The organism is Mycolicibacterium pyrenivorans, assembly GCF_025821625.1.
Lineage (GTDB): Bacteria > Actinomycetota > Actinomycetes > Mycobacteriales > Mycobacteriaceae > Mycobacterium > Mycobacterium pyrenivorans.
Genome location: NZ_JACKSH010000050.1, coordinates 76989 through 89288 on the forward strand (window position 1 = coordinate 76989; position 12300 = coordinate 89288).

Genomic DNA, 12300 nt, shown 5'->3' on the forward strand with positions numbered 1-12300 from the left:
GCCAACTCACGGTTCACATTCGAGTCGGCGCCTCGGCCAGCACGCGTTCGACCTCGTCGGCGGCGGCGACTGATCCGCCGGCGGCGTCGATCTCCCCACGCATCCACGCCAGCCGGTCACGCACCTTCGGGTCCACAGCGACGCCGTCGACGGCGGTCCACAGCTCGTCGGCGCCCGCGGCGGCATCCAGGGTCCGGCCGAGATGAACCGCGGGTGGAGCGGGTTCCTCGAAATCCGGGGCGCGTAGTACGTGATCGTGTGGCCTCGTCGGACCAGTTCGGCGGCGATGCCGACCGTACCGCAGTACCTTCAGAACAGCTCCGGTGTCGTCGGTGGCACGTCATCGAGAAATGCCCTGACCAACGGCACCAGCACCTCCGACTCCCCCGAGATGCCGACGTGCGACATCGCCGGCAGCACCACCAGGCGGGCGGGTGGAGCCTCCTGCAACACTCCCGTTGCCGCTGCCTGTTCATCGCCGCCGCCGCGCAGCCTGAACATCTCCAACGCATGTTCGACTTTCACGCCGTCCGCGTCACCGACGATGATCATCGTCTTCGCGGAGATCGAACGCATCTCGTCGGCGCTGACCTGCTGGTCGTCGATATTCAGCTTCTTCATCTTCTCGAGGTGGGCCTCGAACGCCGCGACGTCGGGTGTGTGCGCCTTGAACGCCGTCTCGACCGGCGTCCCGGCGAATGCGTCGGCGGTGATCCCGCCGATGGCGTCGAACACCGACGGGTACCAACCGTCCTTGCGGAAGGTCGCCGACATCGAGACCAACTTGCTCACCAGCGAGTCGTGGCGGATCGCGAGCTGCAGTGCGACCCCGCCGCCTTGCGAGTAGCCCATCACGTCGGCGTGCTCCACCCCCAACGCGCCGAGCAACGCTGCGGCATCGTCAGCGAACTGCTCGTAGGACATCTCCCGCGCCGTATCCGCGGTACGGCCGTGTCCTTGTTGATCGAAAACGATCACGGCGCGCTCACACGCGAAGGCGTCCGCCCATGTCGTCATCGAGTCGGCGCCCATGAACGCACCGGGGATCAACAGCAGCGGAGGCTCGGACCCGCGCAGCTCGCCGTACACCTCGTAGTAGAGGTCGAGGCCGTTGATCGGCAGGTAACCGCTGCTCGATGAATGTGTGCCCATCAGATCTCCCCTTTGCGGTCGCGGTGCACCCGTCCGTTCTGAAAGACCTCCTGTGCGGAAGAAACTCATCGCCCGGAAGGGGCTGTGCAGGGCGGCTGTAGCGTGACTGCGGTGAACTCCTCTGGTGTCTACTCCTCCATCTCGCTTGTGGCGTGTGCCGCGGCGACGGTCCTGACGCTCTCCGCATGCGGCAGCGATGCGGATACTGCGTCGACGACCACGCCGTCGGTGGCCGAAGCGGCCTCGTCCTCCGTCACCGAAACGGCGACCGTCGCCGCCGGCGGCTGTCCGACGGCGGCGCCTGCGGAGGTTGGCACACCCGAGCGGACACTTCCTGGAGCCAGTGGCAGCGTCGCGGTCAGCGGATCCACCGACGCGACGGCGCCGTACATCAAGGTCAACGCACCGTTCACTGTGACGGACACCCAGGTGCACACGCTGCAGGCAGGTGACGGGCCGGTCGTCGCAGACACGGCGACGGTGTCGGTCTGCTACATGGGCGTGAACGGACGTGACGGGACGGTGTTCGACAGCAGCTACGACCAGGGCGTCCCGGTTGAATTCCCGCTCGACGGCGTCGTGCCCGGCTTCAAGAAGGCCATCGCCGGGCAGACGGTCGGATCCACGGTCGCTGTCGCGATGACTTCTGCCGACGGTTACCCCGACGGTCAACCCGGTGCCGGAATCCTGCCGGGTGACACGCTGATCTTCGCGATCAAGATCCTCGACGCCTCGAGTTGAGCTCGGGCGGTCTGGGCCGTCGGCCGTCTGCGCCTGGCTTGTGCGTCGTTGCTCGCAGCCAGATGTTTGGGTGACCGCGGGGGCCTCGGCAGCGCCGGAGCAGTGATCTCGATCATCTGACAGCTGCGTCAGGCTATGTGTCAGAGTTGCCAGAATGATGCGCCACTGGTCGTACAGTGGTCGAAAGGCGACTGCAGGTAGGTGAGACTCGTGGACGAGAGGCCTGAGTCCCTGGCCGGCGGCTTCTTGATCGATGCGGACAACCTTGAGCAGATCGAGGAACAGATCGGCGCCGCGTTCGGAGCGATCCGCATCAACAGTTCGACGTCCAGCTCGACTACCCGCACCCGCGTCTGGCGCAGCCATCTCGGTGTGCTCAGCATCGACGACGCCGAGTACAGCTACGACATGAGCTACGAGATGGAAGCACCCGACGACATTCTGTTGTGCCGCGTGCATTCGGGGGTTCTCGAGGAGACCGACGCCCGTCAGCCCCACAGCCATGGAACGGGAGCGGTGGTGGCGTTCGGCGCCGTCGCCGAGCGGCCCATCGCGGGCCGGGTGCAGAAGGCGCGCTACCACATCCTCAACGTTCCCCGCGGGGTCCTGACGCAGGTCGCCGGCGATCACCCCGACGGTGAGCCCGTTCGTCTGACGGGCTCAACACCGTTGTCCCCGACGGCGAATCGCTATCTGGTCGATGTCGTCGACCATATCCGCCATGGGCTGCTGAGCAACCCGTACGCCGCCCAGGAACCCCTCGCCGCCAGCGGCGTCACCCGCTATCTGGCGTCCAGCATGCTGGCGGCGTTCCCCCACACGGTGGGCGATCGAGCGAGGCGGGTCGGCGATGTCGACAACCACGACGCCCTTCGCCGGGCGACGGCGTTCATCGACGACAATGCCCATAAGGACATTTCGCCTGCGGACATCGCCTACGCGGCGCGCGTCCCGACCCGCGTGCTGGAAGAGATGTTCCGCAGGCACCGGGGTTGTTCAGCCACGCAGCATCTTCAGCAGGTCCGTCTGGCCTGCGTCTACCACGACCTCGCGTCGGCGGCTCCCGCCGCGAGCACGGTGGCCGACATCGCTCACAAATGGGGATTCTGGAACCTGGCGCGGTTCCGCGTCGCGTATCGCCGCAATTTCGGGGTGACCCCCGAAAGCACACTGAATACGTAGGCGGGACTGCCGGTTTCAATCCGTGATCGCCCGTCGCGCGAATTCGGGTCATATCGACACTGTGTCGGTCCGCTGCAATCGGCAGACGCGATCGGCAACCATCACTTCAAATGCAGGGGTGAGTGCAGAGCACGCCCGCCCGGCCGTCTGCCTTCACCTGGCGCACCTTCGGAATGTGTGTCGTCCTCGGATGCGCCACCGCGGCCATCACGCTGCTGTTCATGGCTTCGCTGGACCGTCTTGCGCTCGGCACCGCCACCGCACTGGAGTTCCTGGGTCCCCTCGCCGTCGCGGTGGTTCACGGCAAAGGGCGCCACCGGTTGTTGTGGCCCGGGCTCGCCGCGATCGGCGTGGTGCTTCTGAGCCAACCGTTCAGCGGCGGGATCGATCCGAAAGGCGCCTTCCTGGCGGTTTCGGCCGGTGTCTGCTGGGCGATCTACATCCTGCTCACTCAGCGGGTCGGCGATGAGGTCGCCGGTGTCAACGGCCTCGCGATATCGATGCCGATCGCCGGGGTGGTGTCCTCGCTCTTCGTGAGCACCTCGGTGTTCGAGCGGATGACCCCTCAGCTGCTGCTGATCGGTCTCGGGATGGCGATCCTGCTGCCTGTGGTGCCATATGTGTTGGAGCTCTTGGCATTACGCAGGTTGACCACGGCTGCGTTCGGCACGCTGATGAGCCTGGAGCCCGCGTTCGCCTTGCTCGTCGGGTTCCTGCTGCTCGATCAGGCGCCGGGGGTGGCGGGCATCCTGGGCATCGGCGCGGTGGTGGCGGCCGGAATCGGGGCGGCGCGTGGCGGCGGCCGGGAGATGGCCGTACCGCTGGAAGTGGGCTGAAGGCGCTACACCGGAGCCGGCGACGGTGGCGCCGACCCGCCCCTGCTTCCCCGCGCGGCCATCAACTCGACGATCTTGTCGCAGTCGGTCAATGGCGCGAGAGTTTCCGCACGGCCCAGGCCTGAAACCCGGCCGGTTCACCCGACCAGAACGGGTATCCGGCACCCATGACGGTCATCGGATTCCACTGTTCGCACGAGCAGATCGACCCCGCGCAACTGTTGAAGGACGTCCAGCACGCGGAGCAGGCCGGCTTCACCGCCGGAATGTCCTCGGACCACTTCAGCCCCTGGAGCGAGCGGCAGAACGAATCAGGCTTCGCCTGGGCGTTTCTCGGCGCGGCCCTTGCCACCACGAAGCTGCCGTTCGGCGTCGTCAACGCCCCCGGTCAGCGTTACCACCCCGCGATCGTCGCCCAGGCGATTGCGACGCTGGCGCAGATGTTCCCCGGCCGGTTCTGGGCCGCACTCGGATCCGGGGAAGCGTCCAACGAACGGATCACCGGCGAGGTGTGGCCGCGCAAGGAGATCCGCGACCAGCGCCTTGTCGAATGCGTCGAGGTGATCCGGCGGTTGCTCCGCGGCGAAGAGGTCAGCCACGACGGCCTGATCCAGGTCAACCGCGCCAGACTGTGGACGTTGCCCGCCACCGTGCCCGATCTGGTCGGCCCCGCCGTCACCCCGGGCACCGCCGCGCGGCACGCCGCATGGGCGGACGCGCTCATCACCGTCAATCAGCCCGCCGTGACGCTGCAGAAGGTGCTGGATGCCTACCGTAACGCCGGCGGCCGCGGCCCCGCCCGCCTTCAGATCCACCTGAGTTGGGCGCCGACGGAGGGTGAGGCGCTGGCCATCGCCCACGACCAGTGGCGCAACAACATCTTCACTCCCCCGGTGCCCTGGGACCTCGAGACCGTCGAAGCCTTCGACGTCGTCGGGCAGTCCGTCACCCCCGAACAGGTCGCAAAATCCGTGCGAGTGTCCAGCGATCTCAGCCGTCATGCCGCCTGGCTCAACGAATACATCGAGCAGGGCTGGGACGAGTTGTACCTGCACTTCGTCGGTCAACGGCAAGCCGGGTTCATCGACGCGTTCGGTCAACACGTGCTGCCGCAGTTGTCGCCCACCGCCCCGGCGGTGACCGCATGAGGAAGATCGAGAGCGGCGACATGTGGTGGAAGAACGCGGTCCTCTACTGCGTCGACATCGAGACGTTCTACGACTGGAACGGCGACGGCACCGGCGACATGCGCGGAATGACCGAACGCATCGAATACCTTTCCGACCTCGGCATCACCTGCCTATGGCTGATGCCGTTCTACCCCACCGCCCGCAAAGACGACGGCTACGACATCACCGACTTCTTCGGCGTGGACCCACGACTGGGTAATCTCGGCGATTTCGTCGAACTGGTCAGGACCGCCCGATCCAACGGAATGCGGGTGATCGTCGACTTCGTGATGAACCACACCTCCGACGCGCACCCGTGGTTCAAGTCGGCCCGCCGCAGCAAGGACGACTCCTACCGCGACTATTACGTGTGGAATCCCACCGAACCCGAAGGCACCGGCAAGGACGTCGTGTTCCCCGATGAGGAGGACAGCCTCTGGGAGCTCGACCCCAAGACCGGCGAGTACTACCTGCACCACTTCTACAAGCACCAGCCCGACCTGAACATCGCCAATCCCGAAGTGCAGGAAGAAATCTCACGCACCCTCGGATTCTGGCTGCAGCTCGGCGTGTCGGGGTTCCGTGTCGACGCGGTGCCGTTCCTGTTCGCCGATGACGGCGCCCCTGGCGATCCCGGGGTGTTCGACCCCTACGAATACCTCGGCGACGTCCGCAACTTCGTCACGCGCCGCCTCGGTGATGCGGTGCTGCTCGGTGAGGTCAACGTGCCCTACAAGGACCAGAAGAAGTTCTTCGGCGGACCCGACGGTGACGGCCTGAACATGCAGTTCGACTTCATCGGAATGCAGAACATGTACCTGTCGCTGGCCCGCGGCGACGCCCGGCCTCTGGCGAAGGCGCTACGGCAGCGGCCCTCACTCGACATCACCAGCCAGTGGGCCAATTTCGTGCGTAACCACGACGAGTTGACGTTGGACAAGCTGGGTGATGCCGAGCGTCAGGAGGTCTTCGACGCCTTCGGGCCCGACCCCGACATGCAGTTGTACGGCCGCGGGTTGCGCAGGCGGTTGCCGTCGATGCTCGGCGGCGACGAGCGCCGCATGCGGATGGTGTACTCGCTGGCGTTCTCCCTTCCCGGCACGCCGGTGTTGTTCTACGGAGAGGAAATCGGTATGGCCGAAAACCTCGACGTTCCAGGTAGATTCGCCGTGCGCACACCGATGCAGTGGACGGGTGACACCAACGGTGGCTTCTCCTCGGCCGCAAAGCGGCGACTCCCCCGGCCGCCGCCCGACGGGTTGTTCGGCCCCGACCGCGTGAACGCCGCCGGTCAGCGCCGAGACCACGGCTCATTCTGGTGGTTCATCCGCGACCTCATCTACACGTACCGTCAGCAACCGGAGCTCGGCTGGTCGGTGGTCGAGATCCTCAAGCAGCCAAACACGGCGGTGTTGGCGCACGTGTGCCGCGAGCAATCGGGATGGGCGATGGTCGGCCTGCACAATTTCGGCGCAGACAGCTGCATCGTGTCCATCCAGCTCGACGGAGCCCCTCCCGGGTCGGTCCTGGTCGATCTCCTCGGGGATCTGTCGCACCATGAGCTCGACGACGACGGCCGGACCGAGTTGCATCTCGCGGCCTACGGCTATCGCTGGCTGCGCCTGCTGCGCCCCGGGGACACTCCGACCATCTGATGGATTACCCGCACATTTGGGTACTCGGTGTCGTCCACCCGTCACCGGCGTTGAGGATCCGATGTGAGTAAGACCAGCCAGCGCCAACTCGGCGAGTCCGACAGCCCGATCGAAGACGAGCTCGAGGAGACGTTCCGAAGGACCATCAGCGAGGGCACTCAACGCCTCCACCGCAGCTGGCACGAGATTCTGGTCACCGGGTTCTTCGGTGGTACGGAAGTCGCGATGGGAGTGCTGGCCTACCTGTCAGTGCTGCATGCCACCGGCAATCAGCTCCTGGCGGGACTGGCATTCTCGATCGGCTTCCTCGCCCTTCTGCTGGGCCGCAGCGAACTGTTCACCGAGGGATTTCTGGTGCCGGTCACCACCGTCGCCGCCAAGCGGGCCAGCCTCGGGCAGCTCTTCAAGCTCTGGGGTGGGACGCTCGCCGCCAATCTCGTGGGCGGCTGGCTGATCATGTGGCTGATCATGGCGGGCTTTCCCAAGCTGCACGCCCAGACCGTGGAATCGGCAGCTCACTTCGCGACTGCCCCGCCGTCGGTGGAGACGATTTCGCTGGGGCTACTCGGCGGGATGGTGATCACGCTGATGACCCGCATGCAGCACGGCACCGACTCGGTTCCCGGGAAGATCGCCGCGGCCGTGGCCGGAGCATTCCTGCTGGCGGGACTGCAGATGTTTCACTCCATCCTCGACTCGCTGCTGATCTTCGGTGCGTTCTTCACCGGTGACGCACCTTTCGGATATCTCGATTGGCTCGGCTGGTTCGGCTACACCGTGGTCGCCAACATCGCGGGCGGATTGATCCTGGTCACGCTGTTGCGACTGCTGCGCAGCAAGGACCGCCTGGAGGAAGAACGCGCTGACGCAGACGCCGAATGACCCGCGTCGCGCTGCCACCGCGCCGCCATTGTGAACGGTGTTGTGGTGCAACGAAAGAAGGGTTCGAAGCGATGGCAACGCTGAATCGATGGCTACGCTGAATCGATGGTAGCCCCACCTGGTTCGGTCGATTCTGCAGTCGACTCGGTTCATCCGCTTGTCCGCAAAGCGGCGGCGTGGTCGTGGCGACTGCTTGTCATAGGTGCTGCCGTGCTGGCGGTGCTCTGGGTCGTCACACAGGTTCAGATGATCGTGGTGTCTCTGTCCATCGCCGTCATCGTGACGGCGTTGCTGCTGCCGCCGGTCGACTGGCTGGACCGGCGCGGCCTGCCGCGTGGTGTCGGGGTGGCCATGGTCCTGCTGGGCGGCACGGCGGTGCTCGGCGGCGTCCTCGCCTTCGTCGTCAGTCAGTTCATCTCCGGCCTGCCTGCACTGGGCGGCGAGGTCACCAGGAGCATCGACTCGGCCCGAGACTGGCTCGTCGATGGGCCGTTGGGTGTGAGTCGCGAACAGATCGACACGTTCGGCAACTCCGCCATCGAGGCCGTCCGCGACAATCAAGAACGGTTGACCAGCGGTGCACTGTCCACCGCGACGACGGTCACCGAGATCATCACCGGCGCGTTCCTCGTCTTGTTCACGGTGATCTTTCTGCTGCACGGTGGCCGCAACATCTGGGCGTACGTGACCAGGATCGTTCCGAGCGACACGCGCCAGCGCGTGCGGGAAGCGGGCAAGCGCGGCTTCAGCTCATTGACGGGCTTCGTCCGGGCAACCTTCTTCGTCGCGATGGTCGATGCGGTCGGCATCGGTGTGGGCCTCGCCGTCATGGGTGTGCCGCTCGCGCTGCCGCTCGCCTCGCTCGTCTTTCTCGGCGCGTTCATCCCGGTGATCGGCGCGGTGCTCACCGGATTGCTCGCCGTGGTCGTGGCGCTGCTGTCCAAGGGGTTCCTCGTCGCCGTGCTGGTGCTGGCCTTGGTTCTCGCCGTACAGCAGATCGAGGGAAACGTGCTGCAGCCGTTGGTGATGGGGCGGGCGGTGCAGATCCATCCGCTGGCGGTCCTGCTGGCCATCACCGCCGGTGCGGTGCTCGCGGGCATCGTCGGTGCGCTGTTGGCGGTGCCGTTGTTGGCGTTCCTCAACAGCGCCACCCAGCGATTGCTCTCCGATGACGCCACCGAGGAACCGGGCTCCCATGGGGTTGACGAGGAACCCGCTGAACAGGGGTCCGTCACTGCGCAGCCGGACGGCGACGACGCCGGCTCGTGAGTCGGCGGACCGTCACTTCCCTCGCCGGGTCACGCCACGAGCCACAATCCCAGGGCGATGACGAATGCGGTGAGGCCGAGCGTCGTCTCCATGACCGTCCAGGTCTTGAGGGTCGTCTTGACGTCCATGCCGAAGAACCGGCTGACCAGCCAGAAACCCGAATCGTTGACATGGGACAGCACGGTCGCGCCTGCGGCGATGGCGATCACCAGCAAGCTGAGCTGGAAATTGCTCAGATCGGCGTCGATGGCGGCCGCACTGATCAGGCCGGCAGTCGTGGTCAAGGCGACGGTAGCCGAACCCTGTGCGACCCGAAGGACGGTCGAGATGAGGAAGGCCTGCACGATCAGCGACATCCCGAGCCCCGACAGCGAACCGCTCAGCGCATCACCGATGCCGCTCAGTCGCAGTACACCGCCGAACATGCCGCCTGCGCCGGTGATCAGGATGATCGAGCAGACCGGGCCGAGGGCCTTGTCGAAGATGGTGCTCACGTCGGCCATCGAATGTTCCCGCAGCCCGAGCACGAGCGTGGCCACGATCACGGTGATGAGCAGCGCCACGCTGGTGTTGCCGAGCAACATCAGATAGCGCGCCCAGGTGGCGTCCTCGGCGACCACCCCAGCGCTCATCAGGGTGTCGAGCACAGTGTTGAACGAGATCAACACGAACGGCAGCAGCAGAATGCCCAGCACTGTCGCGAATGCCGGCGCGGTCCGGGTCAGCGTGCTTGCGGTGCCCGACGCGCCGGCACCGGTGCCGTCGGGATCTGGAGTCTCGTCGCGGCCGCCGTTCATCTCGCCGAACAGGGCCACCGGTACGTCGATGTGCACTCGACGCCCGATCGCCTGGGAAACGAGATACGCGCCGACATACCACGCCAGTACGGCAATGGGAGCGCCGACGAGCAGGGTGAGGCCGATGTTCGCGCCGAAAGCTTCAGCGGCTGCCACGGGTCCGGGATGTGGCGGCACCATCGCGTGCATGGCCGCGAACGCGCCGGCGGCCGGGAAGCCGTACAGCAGAAGCGATCCGCCGAACCGCCGCGCGACCGTCATGATGATCGGCAGGAACACCACCAGGCCCGCGTCGAAGAAGATCGGAAACCCGAAGAGCAGCGCGGCCACACCGAGCGCGAACGGCGCCCGTTTCTCGCCGAACCTGTTGATCAGAGTGTCGGCAAGCACTTGGGCACCGCCGGTGAGCTCGAGCAGCCGACCGATCATGACGCCGAAGCCGACCAGTAGCGCGACCGAGCCGAGAGTGTTGGAGAAACCGAAGGAGATGGCGTCGGGCACATCTGCCACCGGAATGCCGGCAGCGAGTGCGGTCAGCACGCTCACCAGCACGAGCGCCACGAACGCATGCATCTTCACCTTGATGATGAGAAACAGCAGCACCGCGACGGCGGCGGCGGCGATCAGTAGCAGAGTGGTGGTGCCGAATGCCGGATCAATTGCTTCCACGGTGCCTCCGAACAGTCAGTGCCCGGCCAGTTCCGGACGTTTCACGATGCGCAAGTGTGTGCTTGGGCCAGCACGCCCGATCGGTCATCGGTCCTGCTCATTGACCGTGGGCGAATCGGTTGCAGCGATGTAGCTTTCGATGATCGCGTCGATGTTCTGATCGACGTCGATACTGATGCCGCGTTCGTCGGAGGCAAGGGGCTCGAGGGTGTCGAACTGCGACGCCAGCAGCGATGCGGGCATGAAGTGCCCGGGCCGGCTGGCCTGCCGCTTGCCGATGACCTCGGGCGTTCCGGAGAGGTGCAGGAATTCGACGTCGGCGCAGTGGCGGCGGAGCTGGTCGCGGTACTTGCGCTTGAGCGCAGAGCAACTCATCACCCCGCCGTCGGGGTGCCCTGCCAGCCACTCCCCGATCGCTTCGAGCCAGGGATAGCGGTCGTCGTCGTCGAGGGCTTCGCCTGACGTCATCTTGGCGAGGTTGGCCGGCGGATGAAAGTCATCGGCGTCGGCGAAGGGAACCCTGAGTCGCTGCGCCAACGCGGCGCCCACAGTCGACTTGCCCGACCCCGAAACGCCCATGACGACGATGGGTGATGCCATCCTCTTCACCTACCTCATTGTGCTTGGTATCACACATGATTGCTCAAAAATCATACGAATACAAGATCACACGAAGAAAAGCATGCTTTAAGTGGTGAACTTCGAGGTAAGACAGGATGTATCGCAGTCAGCCGAACTGCTGGATCTGGATCAGGTTGCCGCAGGTGTCGTCGAGCACCGCGGTCGTCACCGGCCCCATGGCCGTCGGCTCCTGGGTGAAGTGCACCCCGAGTTCGCGGAGTCGCTCGTATTCCTTCCGGGCGTCGGCGACGGCGAACGCGGTGAAGGGGATGCCGTCCGCCACCAGAGCCTCCTTGAACGGCTTGGCTGCGGGGTGTTCGTCGGGCTCGAGGACGAGTTCGGTGCCGTCGGGGTCCTCCGGTGAGACCACGGAGATCCACCGGTGCGCGCCCATCGGGACATCGTGTTTCGGTCGGAAGCCGAGGACATCGGTATAGAACCGCAGGGCCTTGTCCTGGTCGTCGACGAGGACGCTGGTCAGATTAATTCTCACGGTGATCCCTCCTGGGTTCCTTGAGCCACCGCTGGACGATCGGCTCCAGCGGCCTGGTGTCGATGTAGTGAAACTTGTATCGGCCCTCGCGGCGGGTCTCGATCAGGCCGGCGGCCTCGAGCACGTCGAGGTGCTGCGAGACGGCCTGCCGCGACGAGCCGAGCCCGTGTTTGGTTGCCAATCGCGCGCAGATCTCAAAAAGCGTCTGTCCGTTGCGATCTGTCAGCTCGTCGAGGATCGTGCGGCGTGTGGGGTCGGCCAAGGCCTTGAAGACGTCACCCACGGAAAAACCGTTATGCAAGTGAATGCTTGCCTGTCAAGGTGTGTCGGCGAGGCGAGGTTGCCGGTGTGCGGTCCCCTTGGCAGGCGATGATGAAGGGATGGACTCGACCCGCGTGGATCGGTGGCTGTGGGCGGTACGGCTGACGAAAACCCGGCCAGACGCCGCTGCCGCGTGCCGCGGTGGGCATGTGCGGGTCAACGATCGGCCGGCGAAGCCATCGACGATGGTCTCGCCCGGTGACGAGGTGCGTGCCCGGGTGGGTGACACCACGCGGATCGTCCAGGTGACGCGGGTGATCCACAAGCGCGTCGGTGCCGCCGACGCCGTCACCTGCTACCTCGACAGGACTCCCCCGCCGCCTCCGACGGTCGCCGTTCCGGTGGCGGCCCGGGATCGCGGCACCGGAAGGCCGACCAAACGGGACCGCCGGATTCTGGACAGGTGGCGCGCGGCCCAGCGGTGAACCGTTCGCTCGGCGAGCATCGGAGACGCCGAAATCTGACGACGATGTGACCTGGACACCGATTCGTGTAACGGCGAATCGTCACATG

General features: G+C 65.7%; 14 protein-coding genes. 8 read left to right on the forward strand and 6 right to left on the reverse strand.

Going from position 1 to position 12300, the window contains the following annotated elements; genetic code table 11:
* Nucleotides 1-13 precede the first annotated feature (13 nt).
* Nucleotides 14-136, reverse strand: coding sequence for a hypothetical protein (locus tag H7I57_RS07250; protein ID WP_264022701.1), 123 nt, complete (start codon nt 134-136; stop codon nt 14-16).
* Between the two features lie 173 nt (nt 137-309).
* Nucleotides 310-1152, reverse strand: coding sequence for an alpha/beta fold hydrolase (locus tag H7I57_RS07255; protein ID WP_264022702.1), 843 nt, complete (start codon nt 1150-1152; stop codon nt 310-312).
* A gap of 111 nt (nt 1153-1263) precedes the next feature.
* On the opposite strand from H7I57_RS07255, the gene H7I57_RS07260 reads away from it, so the two are divergent.
* The 7 genes from H7I57_RS07260 (at nt 1264) to H7I57_RS07290 (ending at nt 8886) form a co-directional block, all read left to right on the forward strand.
* A complete protein-coding gene (locus H7I57_RS07260; protein ID WP_372510139.1) occupies nt 1264-1893 on the forward strand; it encodes an FKBP-type peptidyl-prolyl cis-trans isomerase in 630 nt (209 codons plus the stop codon).
* A 210-nt stretch (nt 1894-2103) separates the two neighbouring features.
* On the forward strand, nt 2104-3075 hold the full coding sequence (locus H7I57_RS07265; RefSeq protein ID WP_264022704.1) for an AraC family transcriptional regulator: 972 nt from the start codon (nt 2104-2106) through the stop codon (nt 3073-3075).
* A gap of 173 nt (nt 3076-3248) precedes the next feature.
* Nucleotides 3249-3911 (forward strand): EamA family transporter, encoded by a 663-nt coding sequence (locus tag H7I57_RS07270; RefSeq protein WP_264022793.1) that lies wholly within the window; start codon nt 3249-3251, stop codon nt 3909-3911.
* A 167-nt stretch (nt 3912-4078) separates the two neighbouring features.
* Nucleotides 4079-5059: a TIGR03885 family FMN-dependent LLM class oxidoreductase gene (locus tag H7I57_RS07275; RefSeq protein WP_264022706.1), complete on the forward strand. Its 981-nt coding sequence runs from the start codon at nt 4079-4081 to the stop codon at nt 5057-5059.
* Entirely contained in the window at nt 5056-6735 is a 1680-nt protein-coding gene (locus H7I57_RS07280; protein WP_264022707.1) for an alpha-amylase family protein, read from the forward strand. Before H7I57_RS07275 ends, H7I57_RS07280 begins: the two co-directional genes overlap by 4 nt.
* Before the next feature lie 63 nt (nt 6736-6798).
* Entirely contained in the window at nt 6799-7617 is an 819-nt protein-coding gene (locus H7I57_RS07285) for a formate/nitrite transporter family protein (protein ID WP_264022708.1), read from the forward strand.
* 105 nt (nt 7618-7722) lie between these two features.
* A complete protein-coding gene (locus H7I57_RS07290) occupies nt 7723-8886 on the forward strand; it encodes an AI-2E family transporter (protein WP_264022709.1) in 1164 nt (387 codons plus the stop codon).
* Nucleotides 8887-8915: 29 nt separating this feature from the next.
* Here the strand turns inward: H7I57_RS07290 and H7I57_RS07295 are convergent, their stop codons facing one another.
* The 4 genes from H7I57_RS07295 to H7I57_RS07310 all read right to left on the reverse strand — a co-directional run bounded on the left by H7I57_RS07295 (nt 8916) and on the right by H7I57_RS07310 (nt 11749).
* Nucleotides 8916-10352 (reverse strand): GntP family permease, encoded by a 1437-nt coding sequence (locus H7I57_RS07295; RefSeq protein ID WP_264022710.1) that lies wholly within the window; start codon nt 10350-10352, stop codon nt 8916-8918.
* Nucleotides 10353-10436: 84 nt separating this feature from the next.
* A complete protein-coding gene (locus H7I57_RS07300) occupies nt 10437-10952 on the reverse strand; it encodes a gluconokinase (RefSeq protein WP_264022711.1) in 516 nt (171 codons plus the stop codon).
* A gap of 127 nt (nt 10953-11079) precedes the next feature.
* Nucleotides 11080-11466: a VOC family protein gene (locus H7I57_RS07305; protein WP_264022712.1), complete on the reverse strand. Its 387-nt coding sequence runs from the start codon at nt 11464-11466 to the stop codon at nt 11080-11082.
* Nucleotides 11456-11749, reverse strand: coding sequence for an ArsR/SmtB family transcription factor (locus tag H7I57_RS07310; RefSeq protein WP_264022713.1), 294 nt, complete (start codon nt 11747-11749; stop codon nt 11456-11458). Before H7I57_RS07310 ends, H7I57_RS07305 begins: the two co-directional genes overlap by 11 nt.
* 97 nt (nt 11750-11846) lie before the next feature.
* Between H7I57_RS07310 and H7I57_RS07315 the strand changes: the two genes are divergently transcribed.
* Nucleotides 11847-12212, forward strand: a complete 366-nt coding sequence (locus H7I57_RS07315) for an Hsp15 family ribosome-associated heat shock protein (protein ID WP_264022715.1) — start codon at nt 11847-11849, stop codon at nt 12210-12212.
* The last annotated feature ends 88 nt before the right edge of the window (nt 12213-12300 follow it).